The sequence below is a fragment of the Pseudomonas sp. PMCC200344 genome (genome assembly GCF_030053095.1).
In the GTDB taxonomy this organism is placed as follows: domain Bacteria; phylum Pseudomonadota; class Gammaproteobacteria; order Pseudomonadales; family Pseudomonadaceae; genus Aquipseudomonas; species Aquipseudomonas svalbardensis.
The window spans coordinates 4,302,573-4,325,821 of the sequence record NZ_CP125618.1; the positions used below are offsets into that span (position 1 = coordinate 4,302,573).

Below are 23,249 nucleotides of genomic sequence, written 5' to 3' on the forward strand. Positions count from 1 at the left end.
CTTGGCAAGTGACGGCGTGCGCCCTACCCTAGTCGCGAATCCTGCACACGGCCGTCGACTGTTTCCCCATGCGCAAACTTCTGTATTTGACCTTCTCCATGGCATTGATTGCCGCCCTTACGACCTACGCCATGTGGGCCGCGGACCGTCCGGTGGGTCATTACCTGTCGGACCTGCGCATCAACCTCGCGGTCGACCAAGGCACACCCGCTGATCGCGGCAATTTGCTGGGCATCCAGCCCGAGCTGTTTCCCACCGACTATCAAAGCCCCGAGCGCTTGCACCGCAAGCTGGCGGCCTATTTGCAGAAGGCGCAGGACCAGGGCCTGCTGAACGAAAAAACCATCGTCGTCCTGCCCGAACATGTCGGCACCTGGTTGATGGTCAGCGGCGAGAAAGATGAGCTGTACCAGGCGACCACGCTCAAGGAAGCCATGAACTGGCTGGCGGTCAGTAACCCACTGAAGTTCGTCCGCGCACTGATCAGCGCCAAGGGCGAAAAACGTCTGGACGATGCGCACCTGCGCATGAAGGCCAAAGGCATGGCCAAGGACTACCAGGCGCTGTTTGGTGGTCTGGCGAAAGAATTCCACGTGACGTTGGTGGCGGGCTCCATCGTGCTACCCGACCCCAGCGTCATCGACGGCACCCTGAAAATCGGCCGCGGCGCGTTGTACAACAGCAGCGTGGTGTTCGGTCGCGATGGCCTGCCGATCGGCCAACCCCAGCGCCAGATGCACCCGATTTTCGCTGAACATGATGTCATCGCCGCCAATGGCGAGCATACGCTCAACGTCGTCGACACCCCGGCCGGACGCCTGGGCGTGCTGATCGGCAGCGACAGCTGGTACCCGGACAATTACCGCAAGCTCGACGACCAGGGTGCGCAGTTCGTCGCAGTCCCGGCGTTTGTGGTCGGGCGCGGCACCTGGGACAAACCGTGGCGCGGTTACAAGGGGCTGTCGACGCCTGGCTCGGTCAGTCTCAAGGCCGGCGAGCTCAGCGAAGGCCAGGCCTGGCATCGTCTGACACTTACCGCTCAACCGCCCAGCAGCCAGGCAATCGCCGGCATGAGCGTGTTCCTGCGCGGTCAGTTCTGGGATCAGGGCAGCGCCGGTCAAAGTTTTCTCAGCAGCAATGGGCAGCAGTTCGCCGACGGCAATGCACGTGGCGCGCGTTTGCTGAACCTCTGGTTGTAACCCATGAAACCGTTGCCGATGCGCCTCGGCGATCTGTCGGTGGGCTTTGTTCATAGCCTGGCCGACGCCGTGCGCAGCCACGGTGTAGACCCTCAGCCACTGCTCGAACAATACGGCCTCGACGCGGCTCGCCTGAGCGAAGCGAGCGCCCGGCTCTCGATCCCGCGCTACATGCGCCTGGGCCACAGCGCCATTCAACTGACCGACAACCCGGCACTTGGCTTGCGCATGGGTCAGCTCAGTCGCCTGAGCCAGGTCGGCCTGGCCGGGGTCACCGCCGCTCAGGCGCCAACGGTGCGAGAAGCCGCGCGGTGCCTGATTCGCTTCGAAGCCTTGTATGGCTCCAACTATCGCGGTCAATCGAGCTTTCACGAAGACGCACAAGGCGCCTGGCTGCGGTTTTACTCCATCAGCCCTTACAACGCCTACAACCGCTTCGTGGTGGATTCGATCATCGCGGGCTGGTTGCAGCAATTGTCCAGCATAAGCCCTGCCCGGTTGCGGGCCGAACGCATCGAGATCGAGTTCGAAGAGCCAAATTACCGCACGGCTTATGAAGTGCTGGGCGACTGCCCGATCCAGTTTGGCTGCGAGCACAATCAACTGCGCTTGAGCCTTGCCAGCCTCGCCCAGCGCAACCCGGAACACTGCCCGAGCACCTGGCGACACTTGCTGCAACTGTGTGAGCGGGAACTGGAGCAGCTGACACGCACCCGCAGCCTGCGTGAACGCATCACTCAGTTACTGGGGCCATTGCTCAATGGTGGCCGGGAACCCGACCTGGAAGAAGTGGCGGCACGCCTGAAGCTGCCGACCTGGACCTTGCGGCGCAAACTCGCCGAGGAAGGCACGCAGTTTCGCGCGATCCTCAATGACACGCGTCGCGACCTGGCCATGACCTACATCCGCGATACCGAACTGGCGTTCGGAGAAATCGCCTATCTGCTGGGCTTTGCCTCAGCCGAAGCCTTTCAACGGGCCTTCAAACGCTGGAGCGGCCAGACTCCCGGCGAGTTTCGCCGCAGTCATCGCCAATCCGCTTGACGCTTACAGCTCGGTAGCGTCTTCGGCCGGTTCCAGCGGGTCCAGTTCAAACGCCTGATACTCGAGCAGCTCTTCTTGATAATCGTCCATTTTGAATCCCCCACAGCTCGTTGAAAAAAACGCCTGAATAAATGACCAGCGCTCCGAGCATAAAGTGCCCACGTGAAAGAAAAATGACGCAGGCACGCCGCTCAGCAGCTACTTAATAAAACGTAGCAGGCCGTCAGGAATTTATCACAGGATTTTTTCGATACAGGCCGTAGGACAACGGGCTGGGTTGACGCGGATCAATTTAAAAGCGCCGCTGCGGGATCGGTGTCGTCTGACCTGATCCCGCAGCGTCAGAGTACGATTACTGTCCTGATACAGGAATGGCCGAAATAGGCTCGGTGGGTGGAGGCAGGCTTGATTGGGGCGGCGGAGTGACCGTTTCCGTGGTCGATGCCGGCTCGCCGTTCTCGGCCGGAGCAATCGGAGCGGCTTCAGGCGGCGGTGCAACCGGCTCAGAGGCTGCTGGAGCAGCTTCGGCAGGCGCCGGCGCAGGTTCTGCCGCAGGTGCCGGGGTCGGCGCCAACGGAGCCGGTGCGGCCTTGGCTTCAGGCACGCCGAGATCAGGTTTCGGCTTCTCCTTGATGTGCGCGGCCTTTTTCGCTTCCGGCGGCAGGAACAACTCGACCAGGGTGAAGAAACGCTCGTAGAACTTGGGCGACGATACGGTTTCGCTGGCAACCTTGACCATCGAGTCGTCGGACGAGCCGATCGGCATCGACACAGAACCCAGCACGCCTACACCAACGCTGGCGGAGTTGTTGGTCTTCTTCAGCGCATAACGGTCCTGCAGGGCGTTGGCGAACATGGTCGCGTGGAGCCCCTCACTGCCATCATCGGCACAGACCACACTGAAGCTGATCTCCAAGTGGCTCTCGCCGGTCTGCTGGAAGCTTTTGTGTCCGCTGACCAGTTTCGGGTCGGAGCTGGTGATGATGTAGCCTTGGCTGAGCAACGCCCGACGGGCGGCTTCGCACGTCTGCGCATCCGTCACCGGGTAGCTGCGCGAAAACGTTCCGGAGTCATCGAAATTCTCATGCTCATAGATAGGGGCTTTCTTCGACGAGCAGCCGGCAGCGGCGGCCAGCACCAATGCCAGCCCGGCAACACGCATGGGAAATGATTTAAACATTGAACATCCTGAGGAAAACGGTCCGGGGCGTATTGTGCAACAGATCGATGCTTAGCGGAGTATCGATTAGTGTCTTAAAACAGTTACAAGTGTACTGACTGTCATTTACAGGAAAAAGTCGCACGGTAAATACTCAGCCGACGGGTAACCCGCCCTGCATTTGTTTCGCCCATAAAAAACCCCAGCCTTTCGGCTGGGGTCTTTGTGTCGCGACAAGCTCAGTCAGGCATCAGAAGCGCTTGATCTCAGCCTCGCTTTCAAGCAGCTTGCGGTAAGCAGCAAAGTCTTGCTGGCCGATACGCGAGGCGAGGAAGCGACGGTATTGAGCCTTCTCTTCTTCGGTCGGCGCAGCCGCTTCGTTCACGCTGTTCAGACGCACAATCACCAGGCTACCATCGGCCAGGGTCACGCTGCTGAAGGTCGGCTTGTCCTTGGCGACAGGCTTGGGCATGCGGAACAGCGCCTGCAGCACGGTTGGGTCAACCCCTTCCTGGCCACGAGTAGCTGCCTGGGTCACTTTCCAGCTCTGACCGTCGATCGCCTTGTCCAGCGCAGTCTTGCCATCGCGCAGGCTGACAATCAGCTCTTCAGCCTTGGTCTTGGCGGCAGCACTGGCGTGCTCCTTGGCCAATTGCACGCGAATGCTGGCAGCCACGCTTTCCAGCGGTAGTTGCGCAGGCTTCAGGTGTTCCTTGGCGCGCAGCACGATCACGGTTTCCGGATCGAGCTCGATGGCGGTACTGTTGGCACCCTCATCCAGCACTTCAGGGCTGAACGCAGCAGTGACCACGGCACGGTTGGCCGCAACACCTTCGCCACCTTCACGGCCGAACGGTTTGGACGTATGAACAGTGAGCTTCAGGTCCTGCGCCGGCTGAGCCAGATCGGAGGCTTCGAACGACGAGTCTTCCAGTTGCTTGGTCGCCTCGACGAAACGCTGCTCGACCTGCTGGGTTTTCAGTTCACGGGTCAGCTTGTCTTTCAGGCTGGCGAGCGTCGGCACTTCAGGCGCTTCGACACCCAACAGCTTGATCAGGTGAAAACCGAAGTCGGTGCGGACCGGTGCCGAGACCTGATCCTTGGCCAACGCATACAGCGCTGTTTCGAAGGCTGGATCGTAGACACCAGGACCTGCGTATCCGAGGTCGCCGCCGTTGTTGGCCGAACCCGGGTCCTGGGAGAATTCCTTGGCCAGAGCCTCGAACTTCTCGCCTTTTGCCAGGCGTGCCTGGACCTCTTCGATCCTGGCCTTGGCTTGCGCTTCGGTCACCTTGTCGTTCACTTCGATCAGAATGTGCGCGGCCCGGCGTTGTTCAGACAGGTTCGCGGTTTCTTTCTGATACGCCGCTTGCAGGTCCTCGTCCTTGACGCTGACCTGATCAAAGAAGGAAGCCTTCTTCAACTCCAGGTAATCAATGACCACCTGATCCGGCGTCATGAATTCCTTGGCGTGTTCGTCGTAGTAGGCTTTGACTTCATCGTCGGCCAGCTTCACAGCCGCCGGGTCAGCCTTGACGTTCAGCGAAGCGAAATCGCGGGTCTGTTTTTCCAGACGGGCGAATGCCAGAACCTGTGCGTCGGTGACGAAACCGCTACCTGCCAGACCAGCGCGCAGCTGACCGATCAGCATTTCCTGAGCCAGCATCTGGCGGAATTGCATGCGGCTGTAGCCGAGCTGGCGAATAACCTGGTCGAAACGCTCTGGGCTGAACTTGCCATCAACCTGGAATTCAGGTGTTTGAAGGATCACCTGGTCCAAAGCAGCTTCGGAAAAAGCGAACTTCGAATTTTCTGCGCCTTGCAGCAGCAACTTGCGGTCGATCAGGCCTTTGAGGGCCGATTCGCGCAGCATTTTTTCATCGAGCAAGGAAGCATCGAAATCCTTGCCAAGCTGTTGCATGAGCTGACGGCGTTGCATATCAACCGCCTGGCTCAGCTCGTTTTGACTGATTTCTTCACCATTGACCTTGGCCGCGTCCTGGCTGTTGGTCGTCGCCTGGAAAATGGCCTCGATACCGGTGAAAGCCATCAGTACAACGATGATCCCGATAATGGTCTTGGCAATCCAGCCTTGTGAATTGTCCCTGATATTCTGCAGCATGCGTCCCCCAGAAACGGTTGAACTTCAAAATTAGGCAACCGTGGAGCGTGGGTAGAATCCGGATAGAAGAAAGGCGCATCCGAGGATGCGCCTTCTCGTAACTGGCGGAGCGGACCGATGACTCGAACTTGCGAGCCTCGGCGTCTCGGATCGGCGACTCGCCGACTGGACTACCGCTCCGCTGCCAGGTCAGGCATGACCCCGACCCGGATAGGCAAAAACCTGAATCGAACTTAGTTAACAGCTTCTTTCAGCGCTTTACCGGCTTTGAAACCTGGTTTTTTAGCGGCTGCAATTTCCAGCGTCTTACCGGTCTGTGGGTTACGACCAATGCGAGCTGGACGATCGGTGACGGAGAAAGTACCGAAACCAACCAGAACAACAGAGTCGCCAGCCTTGAGAGCGCCAGTGACGGATTCGATTACAGCGTCCAGCGCACGGCCAGCAGCAGCTTTCGGGATATCAGCGGATGCAGCGATAGCATCAATCAGTTCCGACTTGTTCACTCTAAGTCCCCTTATATCTATTTGAGTATGATTCTAAGTTTTTTGGTGAAAGCAAAAACGAGTGCTGAATGGCCTACAGACACTTAAGAGCCGCTTTATAACAAGGGCTCTAAAAAGCTGTCAACAAGCCACCCAGGCAAATGCGTACTAATGCGTGCTAATTCTTTCCTTAGAGTCAGACTCGCGTTTTTCATCCTTTGCAACTATCTCTGGAGCTACATCTGGCAAGGGCTCCGGCGCGTATTGCAGCGCAATTTGCAGGACCTCGTCAATCCATTTAACCGGTTTAATCTGAAGATCTTGCTTGATATTGTCAGGAATTTCTTTCAGATCGCGTACGTTCTCTTCAGGAATGATCACGGTCTTGATTCCGCCGCGGTGAGCAGCGAGCAGTTTTTCTTTCAAACCGCCAATCGCCAGCACCTGACCACGCAGCGTAATTTCGCCAGTCATCGCAACATCCGCACGCACAGGGATCCCGGTCAATGCCGACACCAGCGCCGTGCACATGCCCACCCCGGCGCTAGGGCCGTCCTTCGGGGTCGCCCCTTCCGGCATATGGATATGCGTGTCGCGCTTCTCGTGGAAGTCCAAGGGAATCCCCAGGCTCTTCGCGCGACTGCGAACAACGGTCAGGGCCGCAGTGATCGATTCGACCATGACATCACCCAAAGAACCGGTTTTGATCAACTGGCCTTTACCCGGCACGACTGCGGCTTCGATAGTCAGCAATTCGCCACCCACCTGAGTCCACGCCAGCCCGGTGACCTGACCGATCTGATCCTGCGATTCAGCCAGACCGTAACGGAATTTGCGCACGCCCAGGAAGTGTTCCAGCATCTCGGCAGTGACCTTCACCGAGAAGCGTTTTTCCATTGCATGCTCTTTGACCGCCTTGCGGCAAACCTTGGCAATCTGGCGCTCCAGCCCACGCACACCGGCTTCGCGAGTGTAGTAGCGGATGATGTCACGGATCGCTTCGGCGTCGAATTCCAGCTCGCCTTTTTTCAAACCGTTGGCAGTAATCTGCTTTGGTGAAAGGTATTTGACGGCGATGTTGATCTTTTCGTCTTCGGTGTAACCCGGCAGACGAATCACTTCCATCCGGTCCAGCAGGGCTGGTGGAATGTTCATGGAGTTCGAGGTGCAAAGGAACATCACATCGGACAGGTCGTAGTCGACTTCCAGATAGTGATCGTTGAAGTTGTGGTTCTGCTCAGGGTCGAGCACTTCAAGCAACGCCGACGCCGGATCGCCACGCATGTCGCTGCCCATTTTGTCGATTTCATCGAGCAGGAACAGCGGGTTGCGGACACCCACTTTCGTCATCTTTTGAATCAATCTTCCCGGCATCGAACCGATATAAGTACGGCGATGACCACGAATTTCCGCTTCATCACGCACACCACCGAGGGCCATGCGCACGAATTTGCGGTTGGTGGCGTGAGCAATCGACTCCGCCAGAGAGGTTTTACCCACCCCAGGAGGACCGACCAAGCACAACACCGGACCACGAATTTTCTTCACGCGTTTTTGCACGGCGAGATATTCGAGGATCCGTTCTTTGACTTCTTCCAGACCATAGTGGTCTGCATCGAGAATGTCTTCAGCGCGCGCCAGATCCAGACGCACTTTGCTCTGCGCCTTCCACGGCACCTGAACCAGCCAGTCAATATACGAGCGCACCACGGTCGCTTCCGCAGACATTGGCGACATTTGTTTTAACTTGTTCAGTTCGCCCTGGGCTTTGGCCAAGGCGTCTTTCGGCAGACCGGCGGCATCGATGCGTTTTTTCAGCTCTTCGATTTCGTTGTGGCCTTCGTCGCTGTCGCCGAGCTCTTTCTGAATGGCCTTCATCTGCTCATTCAGGTAGTACTCGCGCTGGCTGCGCTCCATTTGTTTTTTGACGCGACCGCGAATGCGTTTTTCGACTTGCAGCAGGTCGATCTCGGCATCCAGCAACGCCAGAACGTGCTCGACCCGGGCCGACAAATCAATGATTTCGAGGATTTCCTGCTTCTGCTCGATCTTCAGGGCCATGTGTGCGGCCATGGTGTCGACCAGGCGGCCTGGTTCGTCGATGCTGTTGAGCGACGACAGGACTTCAGCCGGGACTTTCTTGCCCAACTGCACATATTGTTCGAACTGAGCCAGCAGGCTGCGTACGAACACTTCCGACTCGCGCTCTGGCGCGTCGACTTCGTCGATCAATGAGACTTCGGCACGGCAGTGGCCGTCCACTTCGCTGAAACGCTCAACGGCGCCCCGCTGCTCACCTTCGACCAAAACCTTGACCGTACCGTCCGGCAGCTTGAGCAGCTGTAGAACGGTAGCAATGGTACCTACGCGATAAAGTGCATCTTCACCGGGATCGTCGTCAGCAGGGTTTCTCTGAGCCAGCAGAAGGATCTGCTTGTCGCCCGTCATCGCTGCCTCGAGGGCTTCGATGGATTTCTCGCGCCCCACGAACAGCGGGATAACCATGTGCGGATAAACCACAACATCACGCAATGGCAGGAGAGGCAATTCGATGGTTGTCTTCATGATTTCGCCTCTACGGCGGCCATAAGGCCGTAAACAGATGGAAGTGAGCTTGAAACCAAGATGGGGGCTACCTTCAAAAAAAACAAGCTTAAAGAAGGTGTTAAAACGCGCAAAAAGCAAAGGGGCCCGAAGGCCCCTTCTTTATTCCAGCAGCGTGACGCTTAGGCGTCTGGCACTGCCTTGGCAGCCGGCTCACTGTTTTCGTAGATATACAGTGGCTTGGACTTGCCTTCTATAACGCTTTCATCGATCACTACTTTACTCACCTCGGACTGCGAGGGGATTTCATACATAGTGTCGAGCAATACACCTTCGAGAATCGAACGCAGCCCACGGGCACCGGTTTTGCGTTCCAGGGCACGTTTGGCAACCGATTTCAGAGCATCGGCCCGGAATTCCAGGTCTACACCTTCCATCTCGAACAGCTTGGCATACTGTTTGGTCAGCGCATTTTTCGGCTCGGTGAGAATCTGCATCAGCGCAGCCTCATCAAGCTCGTCCAGCGTGGCAAGTACCGGCAGACGGCCGACGAATTCCGGGATCAGACCGAACTTGACCAGATCGTCAGGCTCGACTTCACGCAGGGACTCACCGACTTTCTTGCCTTCTTCCTTGCTGCGCACTTCCGCATTGAAACCGATGCCGCCCTTGGTGGAACGGTTTTGAATAACCTTTTCCAGACCGGAGAACGCACCACCGCAGATGAACAGGATGTTACGGGTGTCGACCTGAAGGAATTCCTGCTGCGGATGCTTGCGACCACCTTGAGGCGGAACGGAAGCGACCGTGCCTTCGATCAACTTGAGCAGGGCCTGCTGCACGCCTTCACCGGAAACGTCCCGGGTGATCGACGGGTTGTCAGATTTGCGCGAGATCTTGTCGATCTCATCGATATAGACAATGCCCATTTGGGCCTTTTCTACGTCGTAATCGCACTTCTGCAGCAGCTTCTGAATGATGTTTTCGACATCTTCACCCACGTAACCTGCCTCGGTGAGGGTGGTTGCGTCGGCGATGGTGAACGGAACGTTCAGCAAGCGGGCCAGTGTTTCGGCAAGCAGGGTTTTACCCGAGCCTGTCGGGCCGATCAGCAAGATGTTGCTCTTGCCGAGTTCGACATCGTCATTCTTTTTGTCACGCTGGTTCAGGCGCTTGTAGTGGTTGTACACCGCTACGGCCAGAACCTTTTTCGCACGCTCCTGACCAATCACGTACTGATCAAGGATGCCGCTGATTTCTTTAGGCGAAGGCAATTTATGCGCGCTGCTTTCGGCCTGGGCTTCCTGCACCTCCTCACGGATGATGTCATTGCACAGGTCGACGCACTCGTCGCAGATAAAGACCGAGGGGCCGGCAATCAATTTGCGCACTTCATGCTGGCTTTTGCCACAGAAGGAGCAATAGAGCAGCTTGCCGTTGTCCTCGCCGTTGCGGGTGTCAGTCATTCGTTCGATCCAAATCCGATAGGCTTGCAACACAAGATGAAGGCTATTGCGGGCTTTTTCAAGCCCGCTAGTGATCGGACGCGCCGACCAACCCTATTTTGAGCTGCTTATTTTAAGCGGGGCGCTGGCTGATCACTTCATCGATCAACCCGTATTCACGCGCTGCTTCTGCACTCATGAAATTATCGCGGTTGGTATCGCGCTCGATTTCTTCAAGAGTGTGCCCGCTATGCTTGGCCATCAGCGTGTTGAGACGCTCACGAATGAAGAGGATTTCCTTGGCATGGATTTCGATATCCGAAGCCTGGCCCTGGAAGCCGCCCAGAGGCTGGTGAATCATCACACGCGAGTTCGGCAGGCAGTAACGCTTGCCAGGGGCACCGGCCGTCAATAGAAACGCACCCATGCTGCACGCTTGACCGATACAGGTGGTCGACACGTTTGGCTTGATGAACTGCATGGTGTCATAGATCGACATGCCCGCCGTCACCGAACCGCCCGGGGAGTTGATATAGAGATGGATGTCCTTGTCCGGGTTTTCCGCTTCAAGGAACAGCAGTTGCGCACAGATCAGGTTGGCCATGTAGTCCTCTACCGGACCAACCAGAAAGATCACTCGCTCCTTGAGAAGGCGCGAGTAGATGTCATAGGCGCGCTCGCCACGAGCAGACTGCTCGACAACCATCGGGACCAGGCCGCCTGCGGCCTGGATATCAGAGTTCTGCTGAATATACGAATTACGGAACATGCTCTGCAGTCACTCCCAAATAGTTATGTCTTGAATACGCATAAGCCAGCACGAAGGCTGGCTTATGGTGTGTACTTCTTACCGCAAAAACGATCAGTCGGCTTGTGGAGCTTCTACCGGCTTGACTGCTTCTTCGTAAGAGACCGATTTGTCGGTCACGCTAGCTTTCTGCAGAACAGTATCCACAACTTGTTCTTCCAGCACAACCGAACGGACTTCGTTCAGTTGCTGGTCGTTCTTGTAGTACCAAGACACAACCTGCTCAGGCTCCTGGTAAGCCGAAGCCATTTCCTGAATCATTTCACGAACGCGGGCTTCGTCAGGCTTGAGGTCGAATTGCTTGACCACTTCAGCCACGATCAGACCCAGCACAACGCGGCGCTTGGCTTGCTCTTCGAACAGCTCGGCCGGCAGTTGCTCAGGCTTGATGTTGCCACCGAACTGCTGAACAGCCTGCACGCGCAGACGGTCAACTTCGTTGGACAGCAGAGCCTTAGGCACTTCGATCGGGTTGGTGGCCAGCAGACCGTCCATTACCTGATTCTTGACCTTGGATTTGATCGCCTGACGCAGTTCACGCTCCATGTTCTTGCGAACTTCGGTGCGGAAGCCTTCCAGACCCGTTTCCTTGATGCCGAATTGAGCGAAGAATTCTTCGGTCAGTTCTGGCAGTTTTGGCTCGGAAACAGTGTTCACGGTCACGGTGAACTCAGCGGTTTTGCCTGCCAGGTCGAGGTTTTGATAGTCCTCTGGGAAGGTCAGGTTCAGAACGCGCTCTTCGCCGGCTTTAGCGCCAACCAGACCATCTTCAAAACCAGGAATCATGCGGCCGGAACCCAGAACCAGCTGAGTACCTTTGGCGGAACCGCCAGCGAACACTTCACCGTCGACCTTGCCAACGAAATCGATGTTCAGTTGGTCTTCGTTTTGAGCAGCGCGATCGGCCACTTCGAAACGGGTGTTCTGCTTGCGCAGCACTTCCAGCATTTTGTCCAGATCGGCATCAGCCACGTCAGCGCTCAGGCGCTCAACCGCGATACCTTCGAAACCGGCAACGGTGAACTCAGGGAACACTTCGAAAATCGCGACGTATTCCAGGTCTTTGCCGGCTTCCAGCGATTTCGGCTCGATCGAAGGAGCGCCAGCCGGGTTCAGCTTTTGCTCAACAACAGCTTCGTAGAAAGAAGACTGGATCACGTCGCCAACCGCTTCCTGACGTGCATCAGCACCAAAACGGCGCTTGATTTCACTCATTGGCACTTTGCCTGGACGGAAGCCAGCAATCTTGGCCTTTTGGGCAGTCTGCTGCAGACGCTTGTTGACCTGGCTCTCAATACGCTCAGCCGGCACGGTGATGCTCATGCGGCGCTCAAGAGCAGAAGTATTTTCAACAGAAACTTGCATGGATATTCCTCGTTGCACAGACGTTAGCCGGCCGTTTCCGACCCCAGAATCAAGGGCATGCATTCTAGTGGGTCAAACTCAAGAAGTCACCCTACTGAAAACGGGTAAAAAAGCAGCAGGCAATTTATAGGCGGGGACAAACGGTTGTGCCTCGCCCTGTTAGCAAATACAGCCAATCATGCCAGGGCTCTGCACCAATCCTTCTATATATAGAAGTCATCGGCAATCCATCCCTGACAGTCGACCCCACGAGGGGACCAACGGGCGAGCCAGCATCATCGAGAAACATAAATCCGACGATCCGAGCCACCCTCTCGACCCAGAACCTGCGGCCGCTTTGAAAATTCAGACTTCTAAAACAAAAACGGCGCAGCCCTTTTCAGGTGCTGCGCCGTTTTCTGCTATTAAATAGCTACTTGTAATGGTGCGGACGGAGAGACTCGAACTCTCACACCTTGCGGCGCTGGAACCTAAATCCAGTGTGTCTACCAATTCCACCACATCCGCATCAAGCTTTTAAAGCAAAGGCGCCAGACTGTTAATCTGGCGCCTTTCTAAATATGGGGTGGACGAAGGGGATCGAACCCTCGACAACGGGAGTCACAATCCCGTGCTCTACCAACTGAGCTACGCCCACCATATTGCCATGTTGCGTTACTTGTGCCAAAGCTGCCTAATGGCGCACCCGGCAGGACTCGAACCTGCGACCATCCGCTTAGAAGGCGGATGCTCTATCCAGCTGAGCTACGGGCGCCTTGTTAATCTGTATTCTTGGACGATTACAAACTAAGTGCTTTCAGTCTCGCCGAATTAAACATCAACTCTGCTCGACCTTCTTAACCAGTGCTAGGCTGTGCCCGACAAGTGCGACGAATGTTATAGGTGACCCTGAAGGTCGTCAACTCTTTTTTAAAAAAAATTCATTTAATTAAAGGGGTTAGGGGAATTTGCAGACCAAGCGCCTTTGCCCTCACCTCATGACATGCGAGAATGCGTTCTCTTTTTTTCCCCTCTCGATGGTTAATCACGCGCAATGACTGCACAACTAATCGACGGCAAATCGATCGCCGCCAGCCTGCGCCAGCAGATCGCCAAACGCGTCAACGAGCGTCGCCAGCAAGGTCTGCGCACGCCCGGTCTCGCGGTGATCCTGGTCGGCAGCGATCCCGCCTCTCAGGTTTATGTCTCGCACAAGCGTAAAGACTGTGAAGAGGTCGGCTTCATTTCCCAAGCCTACGACCTGCCTTCCGAAACCACTCAAGAAGCGCTGACCGATCTGATCGATCGCCTGAACGACGACCCGGCGATTGATGGCGTTCTGCTTCAGCTTCCTTTACCTGAACACCTGGACGCCTCCAAATTGCTGGAACGCATTCGTCCAGACAAGGATGTCGACGGTTTCCACCCTTATAACGTCGGCCGCCTCGCCCAGCGTATTCCGCTGCTGCGTCCGTGCACCCCTAAAGGCATCATGACGTTGCTGGAAAGCACCGGTGTCGATCTCTACGGGATGGACGCAGTGGTTGTCGGGGCCTCCAACATTGTTGGCCGCCCGATGGCGATGGAATTACTGCTGGCCGGCTGCACCGTGACCGTCACCCACCGCTTCACCAAGGATCTGGCAGGCCACGTCGGTCGCGCCGATCTGGTGGTGGTCGCCGCCGGCAAGCCGGGGCTGGTAAAGGGTGAGTGGATCAAGGAAGGCGCGATCGTGATCGACGTCGGCATCAACCGCCAGGAAGACGGCAAACTGGTCGGTGACGTGATCTACGACACCGCCCTGCCCCGCGCCGGCTGGATCACTCCAGTGCCGGGTGGTGTTGGCCCGATGACCCGTGCTTGCCTGCTGGAAAACACGCTGTACGCAGCCGAAACACTGCACAGCTGATTCCACCGGTTACGCCAAACACACAAATAACCCCGCCGCTGGTGGGGTTTCTTGTTTTCAGCCATGGAACAAGTAAAACCCCTGGAGGACTGCCAGACAGGGCAACGGCGAAAACCTTAAGTCGTCCTAGACTGATTATCGAAACACCCCATAAACCGTAGACGCGAATCGGGAAGTACGCGCGACGCTGAAAAGGCATCATTTATGACCCCCCCCGGCCTGACTCAACATCGCTTTTTCGTTTTCACTGGAAAACTCGCTGGCCTGATTTACAGCCTCTTCTGTTACCTGTGTTTTCTGCTCACCGCGCTTTACCTGACGGGTTTTCTCTCAGGCATCGGAGTGCCCAAAGACATTAACTCCGGCTCCAGCCTCGACTGGCCCGTGGCTGCCCTCGTCGACACCCTGCTGATTACGCTGTTTGCCGTACAGCACAGCGGCATGGCGCGAAAACGCTTCAAGCGCTGGTGGACCCGGCTCGTCCCACCCCCCATCGAGCGCGCGACCTACGTATTGTCGACGTGCCTGCCGCTGGCGCTACTGTTCTGGCTATGGCAACCCATGGAAACGTCCATCTGGCGCGTAACGTCTGTATGGGGCCACGGATTAATCATGGCTTTATTCTGGCTGGGCCTGGGCCTGGTCGTGCTCGCGACGTTCCTGATCAGCCATTTCGAACTGTTCGGCATAAAGCAGGCACTCAACGCCTTTTACCCCGCCAGACCCGAGAACTCCGCCTTTAAAACCCCTTTACTCTACAAGCTGGTTCGCCACCCGATGTACTTGGGGTTTGTGATGGTGTTCTGGGCGACACCCGACATGACAGCCGGACATCTACTGTTTGCGCTGCTCAACACTCTCTACATCCTGATTGGGGTGCATTTTGAAGAGAAAGATCTGGTGGATCTGTTTGGGGAGCAATACCGACGCTATCAGCAAAACGTCGCAATGCTGGTGCCTCTGCCCAAACGCAAACCCGACCCACGGCGCAACGATCAAAAGTAAGTCAATCCTGCGCCTGCTCACCAAGGGCAGGCATCTAAAACATTAAATTTTTTTTCATATAATGCTCTCGCCATACGGGCGCCTAGCGCTTTCGTGGCTCATACTTCTAAAATGCGTCGGTTTTAAAGAAACAACCCGTTACAGAACGGCTTATCCACACCTAACGAGTCTGCCAGCGTGAAAATCCGTCTTTCCATCCTGAGCCTATTTTTTGCATTTACAGGGACGTTCATCACGCCAATGGCCAACGCCGCCGAAACGATCTCGGCGCCCCGCGACACCTCACAACTCAAGATCGCGTCCGGCAGCGCATTGCTGCTGGATATGCAGACCAACAAAGTCATCTATGCCAGCAACCCTGACGTGGTAATGCCGATCGCTTCCGTCAGCAAACTGATGGCTGGCCTGATCGTCGTCGAAGCCAATCAGAACATGGACGAATACCTTTCCATCAACATCAGTGACACGCCGGAAATGAAAGGCGTGTTTTCCCGAGTCAAACTCAAAAGCGAATTGCCGCGCCGGGAAATGCTGCTGATTGCCCTGATGTCCTCGGAAAACCGGGCTGCCGCAAGCCTTGCCCATCACTACCGTGGCGGCTATGTCGCGTTCATTGCAGCGATGAATGCCAAAGCCAAGGCACTGGGCATGACCAGCACCCACTTCGTCGAGCCGACCGGTCTCTCCCCTCGCAACGTGTCCACCGCCCGCGACCTGAGCAAACTGTTGATCGCCGCGCACAAGTATCCACTTTTGACTGAGCTGAGCACGACCAAGGAAAAAACCGTCTCGTTCCGCAAACCCAACTACAGCCTGGGTTTCCGTAATACCGACCATCTGGTCAGAAAGCCGAACTGGGACATCAAACTGACGAAAACCGGATTCACCAATGAGGCCGGTCACTGCCTGGTGCTGGTCACCAGCATGGGTAATCGCCAGGTTGCGCTGGTGATTCTTGATGCTTTCGGCAAGTACACGCACTTTGCCGATGCCAGTCGCATTCGCAGCTGGGTGGAAACCGGCAAGGGCACGAACGTGCCATCTGTAGCCTTGCAGTACAAATCCGACAAGAACCTCAAGCATCGTCAGAGCGGCGTGGTTGAAGCGTCGAAATAAGTAAATGACAGGTAAAGGAAAGCCCCGACTATTCGGGGCTTTTTTTCGTCCAGCGTTAATCATTGGGCAACGGCATCTGGTCGTCATTTGGAATGCCGTCCCCGGCACTCGGATCTCTCGTGCCGTGAGGATGTTCCGTTGGCACTACCATCGGACGCGCCAAGGGATCCCTTAACGGATCGTTCGGATCCATCACGGGGTCGATGTCTTTTTCGGGGGTAGTTGGAACGCTGTCCGGACGTTTGTCGTTGAAACTCGAATCGGTAGACATACGCACCTCACTCAGGCTCAGGGTTTTAGATCGGCGAGTGGATCGTAAGGCTTCGCGGGAGCCTTGGAATTGTCGCCCGGCTTCACATCCCTGGGCGCCTTGGCAGGTCCGATGGGGTCGACCTGAGGATCGGCGAGGTCCGGCGAATCGGGATCGAAGCCCAACTCATCACCCGAAGAATGCTCAGACGAGTGCGGGCCGACGGGGGTAGTGGAATGTGCCATGGGCACCTCCTTTGAGTCTGGCCCGGAGAAATCCAGGCCCTACTTCGTTAGAGGTCGACAAAGTGCAGGGGTGCCCGACAGATGACGAACGGACTTATTGCGCGCTCAGCGCTTTCTTCGCCCTGGCTGCCGCTTGCTCCTGACCTGCCTGGGCAAGATCGCTCGCAGCCTTGAGCCATCGCTGTTGATCGACATTGGCCGGCAGCTGATTCGGCTTCTGAATCAGCACGGCCCAGCCACCGGCATCCTTGAGCGCCGATTCAAACGAACCGAAGCCCATCAACTCTCGACGATTCATGCCCGAGCGCAGCAGCACTGTCTGCTTCTGACGATTGTACCCGGCAAGAATGGCGTAACGCGGTTCAGCCCAGAACGCCGAGCCTTCCGTGAAACGCACCATTACCGGGTAACCGGCCGCCACCTGGATCAACAGTGCAGGCAGATTGCTGTCGAGGGGATAGACGACCATGCCGTACTCGCGAGCGAGGTTCTGCATGTTCTGTTGCAACTGGGCTTCGGCACCCGGCAAATGCAACGGTTTTTCGAGCAAACCTGGCGTAATCACAATGCCTTGCTGGGACAACATGCTGGCCAGCACTTGCGGCCCACTCTGATTCGCTACGCCACGGTAGAACGTGCCACTGAGCTCGACTCGCTCCGGCAGGCGCTTGATTTCAGGTGCCACACTCCCCGCGCAGCCAGCCAGACCTGCTACGCAGCCAACGACCAGCACTAACGATCGAATTCGAGAAAATACCCGCACCATCATCACTCTCTTGATTTAGACGCCAGGCATTCGCGCTCCCGGCTTGGCCGTCGATCATAGGACGCCGCGCGGCAGCGGTATAGCCTTAACCGGCAGATGATGGCATTCGATAGAGCGAACTGATTGGTCACAGCCGACCTTTGGTCAATAGCCTGAAACACAGCAGCGACTAGACTGTCATCTGCAAAGAGTGTGTGCCCGCAGCAGGGCGAAGAGGAGGCACTGATGAGCCTGACAATGACCATTGTGATGTTGATTTCTGGCTGGCTGGCCGTTGCCGCCGCCATGTTATGGGGGGTCCTGCGCATTACCCGTCGGCACCATCACCACCCTGCTCAATCGGCGCCGGTGGTGAAAACGGATGAAACCACTGCACACCACGCCAGCGCGCACTGACTGGCACTTTTTTTAACAGCAAAAAAACGGCCGCCTGCCCTCTTTCGAGCGCAGGCGGCCGTTTCGTTTATCGCCCGTTAAGCTTCAGTAGCTACACGCTTTTGCTTTGACCGCCGCGACATCATGTTCAAACCCTCGATCGTCGCCGAGAACGCCATGGCCGCGTAGACGTAGCCTTTCGGTACATGGGCGCCGAAACCTTCGGCGATCAGCGTCATGCCGATCATGATCAGGAAGCCCAGCGCCAACATCACCACCGTTGGGTTGTCGTTGATGAACTTGGCCAGAGGATCAGCCGCCAGCAACATCACCAGTACCGACACCACCACCGCGATGATCATGATCGGCAAATGCTCGGTCATGCCGACAGCGGTAATGATGCTGTCGATGGAGAACACCATGTCCAGCAGCAGGATCTGACCGATAGCGGCAGCGAAGCCCAGGGTCACGGCCGAAGTAGCCGACTTCGGATCATCCGGTGCCGGGTCCATGCTGTGATGGATCTCGGTGGTCGCCTTCCACAACAGGAACAAGCCACCGGCGATCAGGATCATGTCTTTCCAGGAGAACGCATGGCCGAGAATGTCGATCACAGGCTCAGTCAACTGGACGATGAACGCGATGGTACTCAACAGCGCCAGTCGCAGGATCAGCGCCATGCCGATACCGATGCGCCGCGCCTTCTGCCGGTGCTGCTCGGGCAGTTTATTGGTCAGGATCGAAATGAAGATCAGGTTATCGATGCCGAGCACGATTTCCATGACGATCAACGTGGCCAGGGCGACCCAGGCGGTGGGGCTTGCAGCAAGTTCTAAAAGGTATTCCATGGGTCAGTCCTGACTCGTTTTAAACGGTTTAGATTTCCTGGGACGAAGATTCGGTTTTGTCTTTATCTTCGTTTGATGATTCTTTCTTGCTGATCAGGCCGCCGGTGGCGTCGCTGATTGCTTGCTCGGCGGCTTTGTGGGTGTCATCGATCGCCTGCTTGGCGGTTTCGGCAGCCTTGCCCATCAGTTGCTGAGCGCTTTTCTCGGCCTGGTCGCAACCGGCCAATACCAGTAAAGACGTAATCAGCAGTGCCGTGGTTTTAAGCTTCATGATGCTTTCCTCGATAGAACAAACCGGACCGAAACGATGGCCCGTTGATAGCGAGGCATTCTAGGGAGGCAAACACTTCAGGAAAATTCGTATTTTTAGCGGTTATACTTCGGTTTTTACGAACTGTAGATCGACATGCTCAATTATCGGCAATTGCATTACTTCTGGGTAGTGGCCAAAACCGGCAGCATCGTGCGCGCCTGCGAGCAGCTGAACCTGACGCCACAGACCATCAGCGGGCAGATTTCCCTGCTCGAACACACCTATGGCATCGAGCTGTTTCGCCGGGTCGGCCGGCAGCTGGAACTCACCGAAGCCGGGCGTCAGACCCTGCCCTACGCCGAGCAAATGTTTCAGCTGGGCGGCGAACTGGAGCTGATGCTGCGAGCACAGCCCAATGAACAGCAGATTCTGTTTCGGGTTGGCGTGGCAGATGTGGTGCCCAAATCCATCGTCTATCGTCTGATTGCGCCGACCATGGAATTGAGCGAGCCGCTGCGCATCACCTGTCGTGAAGACAAACTCGAACGCCTGCTCGCCGACCTGGCGATCCAGCGGCTCGACCTGGTGATTTCCGACAGCCCGATGCCTTCGCACCTCGACATCAAGGGCTACAGCCAGAAACTCGGAGAATGTGGGATCAGCTTCTTCGCCACTGCTGAACTGGCGGCGCAATACGGTCAGGATTTCCCCCGCAGCCTGCACGGCGCACCGCTGCTGATTCCAGGGCCGGAGACCGTGGTGCGCAGTCGCTTGCAGCGCTGGTTTGCCGAGCAGCAGATCCAGCCGCGCATCGTCGGCGAGTTCGACGACAGCGCCTTGATGCAGGCTTTCGGCCAATCCGGCAGCGGGATCTTCATCGGCCCGAGCGTGATTGCCGATGAGGTAATACGCCAATACGGCGTGGAATTGATTGGCCAGACCGACGCGGTGACCGAGTCGTTCTACGCCATTTCGGTGGAACGCAAGGTCAAGCACCCCGGCATTGTCGCCATTACCGAAGGTGCCCGACGCGAACTGTTCACCGAGATGTGAGGTGTCAGGCGCAGACTTCGCGGGGCTTGAAGGTCATCAGCGCGATGGCCAAGAGGATCGAGGCGAGGATAAAAGCGGCCGCCGCAAAACCAAGACCTTGCAGGCCTACACCGTCGATGACCCTACCGCCGATCATGGCGCCCAGGCCGATTCCGAGGTTAGCCCCGGCAATGTTCAGCGATGCCGCGAACGCCGGCGCTTCGGGTGCAGCCTTCATCAATCGCACATGGCTGACCAGGAACAACGCCGCCTGAGTCACGCCCCAAATCGCCATTGCCGCTGCCAGACCCAGCGGCGAATGAATGTTCGGCACCAACGCCACCAGGCCGGCGATCATGAACGCGCAGAACATCATCGAGGCGATCAACGGATGACGATCCACCGCGCGGCCGCCCAGTGAGTTGCCGATCAACCCGACCGCGCCGAAGCCCATCAGGCACCAGCCGACGACCGTGCCGCTGAAACCGGCCAGTCGCTCAAGAATGTCCGCCAGATAGGTGTAAGCGGTAAACATGCCGCTAAACACCAGGATCGACAGCAGCACATGGCCCAGCATCAGCGGGCTGCGCAAGATCATGAACTGCGAGCGAAAGCTGACCTGATGCTGATGCAGATTGGTTTTCGGCAGGTAGATAAACAGCAGCAACGCCTTGGCAAACGCGATCACCGCCAGAATGCCGAAGGCACTGCGCCAGCCGAACGCATCGGAGATCAGTGTGCCCACCGGAATGCCGAACACGGTGGCGCAGACAATCCCGAATCCGATCTTGGCGATGGCGCGACCGGCGTAGTCCGGGCCGACAATGTCCACCGCGGTTTCACTGGCCAGCGCCCAGAACACTGGCAAGCCCAGCGCCGGAATCAACCGGGCAATGGCCATCACCCCGATGTTCGGGGCAAACGCCGCAAGGGTGTTGGCCAGGCCGAACATGATCAGCACCGAGATGAACAATTTGCGGCGCTCGAACCTTGCGAAATAGGCGGTCAGGAACGGCCCGAATGCGGCGACCGTGAAGGCGAACAAGGTCACCAGCAAACCCGCTTGCGGGATGGTGACTTCAAGGTCTCGAGCGATCGCCGGCAACAGGCCGACGATGATGAATTCCGTGGTCAGCACCGTGAAACCGGCGGCAGACAACAGAAGGATGGGCAACAGCATGCAGAACTCCAGAAAACGACGACACCAGCGATAGCCCGAAGGCCCACTGGCATGACTTGAAAATGAGGATGGCGAATCTTAACAGAGTGTTTCCGATCAGGGTTGCACGAACCTGCCGATCTCGTTGCCCCTTCGGGCGGCAGATCGTCACAGGTCTGAAGGATGAAGACCTCGCTGTGATAAAGTCCGCGCCCTGCGATACGTACACCCTATTCATCGGCCATTGATTGGCATTGATGTCGCGATACCCCGCACCTAAAAAAATCAGAGATGCCGTTTTATGACCGCTTCATCCCCTTCGCTATGGTTACGCCTGAAACGCTTAAGCCTGGTCACACAAATCATCATTGGCCTGATCGCCGGGATTGCCCTGGCCCTGTTCGCGCCGGAGGTGGCGAAGTCCACCGCGTTCATCGGCAAAGTCTTCGTATCGGCGCTTAAAGCTGTCGCGCCGATTCTGGTGTTCGTGCTGGTCATGGCCTCGATTGCCAACCATAAGCACGGCCAGGAAACCCACATCCGGCCGATTCTGTTTCTGTATCTGCTGGGAACGTTTGCGGCGGCGGTGGTGGCCGTTGTCGCCAGTACGTTGTTCCCCTCGAGCCTGGTATTGGCAACTCAAGACGTTGCGGTCACCGCGCCGGGCGGGATCAGTGAAGTGCTGCAAAGTCTGCTGTTGAGCGTGGTCGACAACCCGGTCAGCGCGCTGATGAATGCCAATTTCATCGGCATTCTGGCGTGGGCGATTGGTATGGGCGTTGCCATTCGCCATGCCGGTGACACCACTCGCGAGGTGCTCGGCGACTTGTCTAACGGCGTGACCCTGATCGTACGTTTGGTGATTCGTTTCGCGCCGCTGGGCATCTTCGGCCTGGTGGCTTCGACCCTCGCCACCTCCGGTTTCGGTGCCTTGATCGGCTATGTGCATCTGCTGGCGGTGTTGTTGGGCTGCATGCTGTTTGTAGCGCTGGTGATGAACCCGGTCATCGTGTTCTGGAAGCTGCGGCGCAACCCGTATCCGCTGGTGATCATGTGCTTGCGCGAAAGCGGCATCACTGCTTTTTTCACCCGCAGCTCGGCGGCGAACATTCCGGTCAACCTGGAATTGAGCAAGCGCCTGGGCCTGCACGAAGACACCTACTCGGTTTCGATTCCGCTCGGCGCGACCATCAACATGGCGGGCGCGGCGATCACCATTACCGTGCTGACCCTGGCCGCCGTGCATACGCTGGGCATCGCCGTGGACATTCCGACCGCCATCCTGCTGAGCGTCGTCGCGGCGATCTGTGCCTGTGGCGCTTCGGGTGTGGCGGGCGGTTCGTTGCTGCTGATTCCACTGGCGTGCAGCCTGTTTGGCATCCCCAGTGAAATCGCCATGCAGGTGGTGGCGGTCGGGTTCATCATCGGTGTGCTGCAGGACTCGGCGGAGACCGCGCTGAACTCCTCCACCGACGTGCTGTTCACCGCGGCGGCGTGCCTGGGCGAAGACGAGAAAGCACAACGCCTGGCTTAAATCCGGCGCATTAAAAAGCCCGCCAAGGTTCACACCTTGGCGGGCTTTTTATTGGCAGGGAGGTTTAGAACGCGCCCATGTAATCGCGCTTGCCTACTTCCACACCGTTGTGACGCAGCAGCGCGTAGGTGGTGGTGACGTGGAAGAAGAATTGCGGCAGGCCGTAGCTCAGCAGGTAAGCCTGGCCGGTGAAGCGCTTCTCTTTCGGCGTGCCCTGACGGGTGATGATTTCGATGCCTTCCTTGCCGTCGATCTGTTCCGGTTTGATCTCGCCGATGAAGGCCAGCACCTTGGCAATCAGCGCTTGCAGCTCGGCGAAGGTGGTTTCGGTGTCGTCGTATTTCGGCAGTTCAACTTCGGCCAGACGCGCGGAAACGCCCTTGGCGAAATCAACGGCGATCTGCACTTGGCGGACCAGCGGGAACATGTCCGGGTACAGACGGGCTTGCAAGAAAGCATTCGGGTCGATGTTCTTGGCGGTGGCGTGGGCTTCGGCCTTGTTCAAAACATCGTTCAGGGCGTTGAGCATTTGTTTGAAAACCGGAACGGAAGCGGCGTACAGGGAAATAGTCATGGCAGTCTCGTGTTGTGACAGGAGGGAAACGTG

Annotated in this window: 21 protein-coding genes, 3 tRNA genes and 1 pseudogene; 8 read left to right on the plus strand and 17 right to left on the minus strand. The window is 57.1% G+C overall.

Annotation, left to right across the window (positions count from 1 at the left end):
- The first annotated feature begins 68 nt into the window (after positions 1-68).
- A complete protein-coding gene (locus QFW87_RS19735) occupies positions 69-1,199 on the plus strand; it encodes a carbon-nitrogen hydrolase family protein (protein ID WP_283180969.1) in 1,131 nt (376 codons plus the stop codon).
- 3 nt (positions 1,200-1,202) lie between these two features.
- Complete coding sequence (locus QFW87_RS19740; protein WP_283180970.1) at positions 1,203-2,243, plus strand: AraC family transcriptional regulator; 1,041 nt, start codon at positions 1,203-1,205, stop codon at positions 2,241-2,243.
- A gap of 352 nt (positions 2,244-2,595) precedes the next feature.
- Here the strand turns inward: QFW87_RS19740 and QFW87_RS19745 are convergent, their stop codons facing one another.
- From QFW87_RS19745 to QFW87_RS19790, 10 genes are all read right to left on the minus strand, one after another.
- On the minus strand, positions 2,596-3,423 hold the full coding sequence (locus QFW87_RS19745) for a DUF2242 domain-containing protein (RefSeq protein WP_283188636.1): 828 nt from the start codon (positions 3,421-3,423) through the stop codon (positions 2,596-2,598).
- Positions 3,424-3,652: 229 nt separating this feature from the next.
- Positions 3,653-5,524, minus strand: coding sequence for a SurA N-terminal domain-containing protein (locus tag QFW87_RS19750; protein WP_283180972.1), 1,872 nt, complete (start codon positions 5,522-5,524; stop codon positions 3,653-3,655).
- Between the two features lie 233 nt (positions 5,525-5,757).
- The gene (locus tag QFW87_RS19755) at positions 5,758-6,030 is read right to left on the minus strand and encodes an HU family DNA-binding protein (RefSeq protein WP_002552737.1); all 273 of its coding nucleotides are present in this window, start codon (positions 6,028-6,030) and stop codon (positions 5,758-5,760) included.
- Positions 6,031-6,177: 147 nt separating this feature from the next.
- Positions 6,178-8,574: an endopeptidase La gene (gene lon / locus QFW87_RS19760; protein ID WP_027926069.1), complete on the minus strand. Its 2,397-nt coding sequence runs from the start codon at positions 8,572-8,574 to the stop codon at positions 6,178-6,180.
- A 161-nt stretch (positions 8,575-8,735) separates the two neighbouring features.
- Positions 8,736-10,019 (minus strand): ATP-dependent Clp protease ATP-binding subunit ClpX, encoded by a 1,284-nt coding sequence (clpX, locus tag QFW87_RS19765; RefSeq protein ID WP_150749057.1) that lies wholly within the window; start codon positions 10,017-10,019, stop codon positions 8,736-8,738.
- 112 nt (positions 10,020-10,131) lie between these two features.
- Positions 10,132-10,767: an ATP-dependent Clp endopeptidase proteolytic subunit ClpP gene (clpP, locus tag QFW87_RS19770; RefSeq protein ID WP_046047575.1), complete on the minus strand. Its 636-nt coding sequence runs from the start codon at positions 10,765-10,767 to the stop codon at positions 10,132-10,134.
- A 93-nt stretch (positions 10,768-10,860) separates the two neighbouring features.
- Positions 10,861-12,171 (minus strand): trigger factor, encoded by a 1,311-nt coding sequence (tig, locus tag QFW87_RS19775; protein ID WP_283180973.1) that lies wholly within the window; start codon positions 12,169-12,171, stop codon positions 10,861-10,863.
- 422 nt (positions 12,172-12,593) lie between these two features.
- Positions 12,594-12,678 (minus strand) — tRNA-Leu (locus tag QFW87_RS19780).
- 54 nt (positions 12,679-12,732) lie between these two features.
- A tRNA-His gene (locus QFW87_RS19785) sits at positions 12,733-12,808 on the minus strand.
- A gap of 40 nt (positions 12,809-12,848) precedes the next feature.
- A tRNA-Arg gene (locus tag QFW87_RS19790) sits at positions 12,849-12,925 on the minus strand.
- Positions 12,926-13,204: 279 nt separating this feature from the next.
- Here QFW87_RS19790 and folD point away from each other — a divergent pair.
- The 3 genes from folD to pbpG all read left to right on the plus strand — a co-directional run bounded on the left by folD (position 13,205) and on the right by pbpG (position 16,180).
- On the plus strand, positions 13,205-14,059 hold the full coding sequence (gene folD, locus QFW87_RS19795) for a bifunctional methylenetetrahydrofolate dehydrogenase/methenyltetrahydrofolate cyclohydrolase FolD (RefSeq protein WP_008148421.1): 855 nt from the start codon (positions 13,205-13,207) through the stop codon (positions 14,057-14,059).
- 204 nt (positions 14,060-14,263) lie between these two features.
- Positions 14,264-15,064 carry a methanethiol S-methyltransferase gene (gene mddA, locus QFW87_RS19800; protein ID WP_283188637.1) on the plus strand — a complete coding sequence of 267 codons (801 nt, stop codon included), beginning with the start codon at positions 14,264-14,266 and terminating at the stop codon, positions 15,062-15,064.
- A 177-nt stretch (positions 15,065-15,241) separates the two neighbouring features.
- Positions 15,242-16,180 carry a D-alanyl-D-alanine endopeptidase gene (gene pbpG, locus QFW87_RS19805; protein WP_283180975.1) on the plus strand — a complete coding sequence of 313 codons (939 nt, stop codon included), beginning with the start codon at positions 15,242-15,244 and terminating at the stop codon, positions 16,178-16,180.
- A gap of 55 nt (positions 16,181-16,235) precedes the next feature.
- Here the strand turns inward: pbpG and QFW87_RS19810 are convergent, their stop codons facing one another.
- From QFW87_RS19810 to QFW87_RS19820, 3 genes and pseudogenes are all read right to left on the minus strand, one after another.
- Positions 16,236-16,451: a hypothetical protein gene (locus QFW87_RS19810; protein ID WP_283180976.1), complete on the minus strand. Its 216-nt coding sequence runs from the start codon at positions 16,449-16,451 to the stop codon at positions 16,236-16,238.
- Between the two features lie 17 nt (positions 16,452-16,468).
- Positions 16,469-16,675, minus strand: coding sequence for a DUF6021 family protein (locus tag QFW87_RS19815; RefSeq protein WP_283180977.1), 207 nt, complete (start codon positions 16,673-16,675; stop codon positions 16,469-16,471).
- Positions 16,676-16,769: 94 nt separating this feature from the next.
- Positions 16,770-17,499, minus strand: a pseudogene (locus QFW87_RS19820) (peptidase C39 family protein).
- 167 nt (positions 17,500-17,666) lie between these two features.
- On the opposite strand from QFW87_RS19820, the gene QFW87_RS19825 reads away from it, so the two are divergent.
- Positions 17,667-17,837, plus strand: coding sequence for a hypothetical protein (locus tag QFW87_RS19825; protein ID WP_283180979.1), 171 nt, complete (start codon positions 17,667-17,669; stop codon positions 17,835-17,837).
- A gap of 77 nt (positions 17,838-17,914) precedes the next feature.
- Here the strand turns inward: QFW87_RS19825 and QFW87_RS19830 are convergent, their stop codons facing one another.
- Positions 17,915-18,664: a TerC family protein gene (locus tag QFW87_RS19830; RefSeq protein WP_283188638.1), complete on the minus strand. Its 750-nt coding sequence runs from the start codon at positions 18,662-18,664 to the stop codon at positions 17,915-17,917.
- 28 nt (positions 18,665-18,692) lie between these two features.
- Positions 18,693-18,935 (minus strand): hypothetical protein, encoded by a 243-nt coding sequence (locus tag QFW87_RS19835; protein WP_283188639.1) that lies wholly within the window; start codon positions 18,933-18,935, stop codon positions 18,693-18,695.
- Between the two features lie 135 nt (positions 18,936-19,070).
- Here QFW87_RS19835 and nhaR point away from each other — a divergent pair, with 135 nt between their 5' ends.
- Complete coding sequence (nhaR, locus tag QFW87_RS19840; RefSeq protein WP_283188640.1) at positions 19,071-19,970, plus strand: transcriptional activator NhaR; 900 nt, start codon at positions 19,071-19,073, stop codon at positions 19,968-19,970.
- Positions 19,971-19,974: 4 nt separating this feature from the next.
- On the opposite strand, the gene QFW87_RS19845 is transcribed toward nhaR, so the two are convergent.
- Entirely contained in the window at positions 19,975-21,129 is a 1,155-nt protein-coding gene (locus tag QFW87_RS19845) for an MFS transporter (RefSeq protein WP_283180982.1), read from the minus strand.
- Positions 21,130-21,409: 280 nt separating this feature from the next.
- Here QFW87_RS19845 and sstT point away from each other — a divergent pair, with 280 nt between their 5' ends.
- Positions 21,410-22,642 carry a serine/threonine transporter SstT gene (sstT, locus tag QFW87_RS19850; RefSeq protein WP_283180983.1) on the plus strand — a complete coding sequence of 411 codons (1,233 nt, stop codon included), beginning with the start codon at positions 21,410-21,412 and terminating at the stop codon, positions 22,640-22,642.
- 64 nt (positions 22,643-22,706) lie between these two features.
- On the opposite strand, the gene QFW87_RS19855 is transcribed toward sstT, so the two are convergent.
- Positions 22,707-23,216 (minus strand): DUF1993 domain-containing protein, encoded by a 510-nt coding sequence (locus QFW87_RS19855; RefSeq protein WP_283188641.1) that lies wholly within the window; start codon positions 23,214-23,216, stop codon positions 22,707-22,709.
- Positions 23,217-23,249: the final 33 nt, after the last annotated feature.

Excerpts from the sequence above, each read along its gene's own strand:
- QFW87_RS19735 (WP_283180969.1), top strand. The coding sequence starts at position 69 with ATGCGCAAACTTCTGTATTTGACCTTCTCCATGGCATTGATTGCCGCC.
- QFW87_RS19740 (WP_283180970.1), top strand. The coding sequence starts at position 1,203 with ATGAAACCGTTGCCGATGCGCCTCGGCGATCTGTCGGTGGGCTTTGTT.
- QFW87_RS19745 (WP_283188636.1), bottom strand. The coding sequence starts at position 3,423 with ATGTTTAAATCATTTCCCATGCGTGTTGCCGGGCTGGCATTGGTGCTG.
- QFW87_RS19750 (WP_283180972.1), bottom strand. The coding sequence starts at position 5,524 with ATGCTGCAGAATATCAGGGACAATTCACAAGGCTGGATTGCCAAGACC.
- lon (WP_027926069.1), bottom strand. The coding sequence starts at position 8,574 with ATGAAGACAACCATCGAATTGCCTCTCCTGCCATTGCGTGATGTTGTG.
- clpX (WP_150749057.1), bottom strand. The coding sequence starts at position 10,019 with ATGACTGACACCCGCAACGGCGAGGACAACGGCAAGCTGCTCTATTGC.
- clpP (WP_046047575.1), bottom strand. The coding sequence starts at position 10,767 with ATGTTCCGTAATTCGTATATTCAGCAGAACTCTGATATCCAGGCCGCA.
- tig (WP_283180973.1), bottom strand. The coding sequence starts at position 12,171 with ATGCAAGTTTCTGTTGAAAATACTTCTGCTCTTGAGCGCCGCATGAGC.
- folD (WP_008148421.1), top strand. The coding sequence starts at position 13,205 with ATGACTGCACAACTAATCGACGGCAAATCGATCGCCGCCAGCCTGCGC.
- mddA (WP_283188637.1), top strand. The coding sequence starts at position 14,264 with ATGACCCCCCCCGGCCTGACTCAACATCGCTTTTTCGTTTTCACTGGA.
- QFW87_RS19810 (WP_283180976.1), bottom strand. The coding sequence starts at position 16,451 with ATGTCTACCGATTCGAGTTTCAACGACAAACGTCCGGACAGCGTTCCA.
- QFW87_RS19815 (WP_283180977.1), bottom strand. The coding sequence starts at position 16,675 with ATGGCACATTCCACTACCCCCGTCGGCCCGCACTCGTCTGAGCATTCT.
- QFW87_RS19825 (WP_283180979.1), top strand. The coding sequence starts at position 17,667 with ATGAGCCTGACAATGACCATTGTGATGTTGATTTCTGGCTGGCTGGCC.
- QFW87_RS19830 (WP_283188638.1), bottom strand. The coding sequence starts at position 18,664 with ATGGAATACCTTTTAGAACTTGCTGCAAGCCCCACCGCCTGGGTCGCC.
- QFW87_RS19835 (WP_283188639.1), bottom strand. The coding sequence starts at position 18,935 with ATGAAGCTTAAAACCACGGCACTGCTGATTACGTCTTTACTGGTATTG.
- nhaR (WP_283188640.1), top strand. The coding sequence starts at position 19,071 with ATGCTCAATTATCGGCAATTGCATTACTTCTGGGTAGTGGCCAAAACC.
- QFW87_RS19845 (WP_283180982.1), bottom strand. The coding sequence starts at position 21,129 with ATGCTGTTGCCCATCCTTCTGTTGTCTGCCGCCGGTTTCACGGTGCTG.
- sstT (WP_283180983.1), top strand. The coding sequence starts at position 21,410 with ATGACCGCTTCATCCCCTTCGCTATGGTTACGCCTGAAACGCTTAAGC.
- QFW87_RS19855 (WP_283188641.1), bottom strand. The coding sequence starts at position 23,216 with ATGACTATTTCCCTGTACGCCGCTTCCGTTCCGGTTTTCAAACAAATG.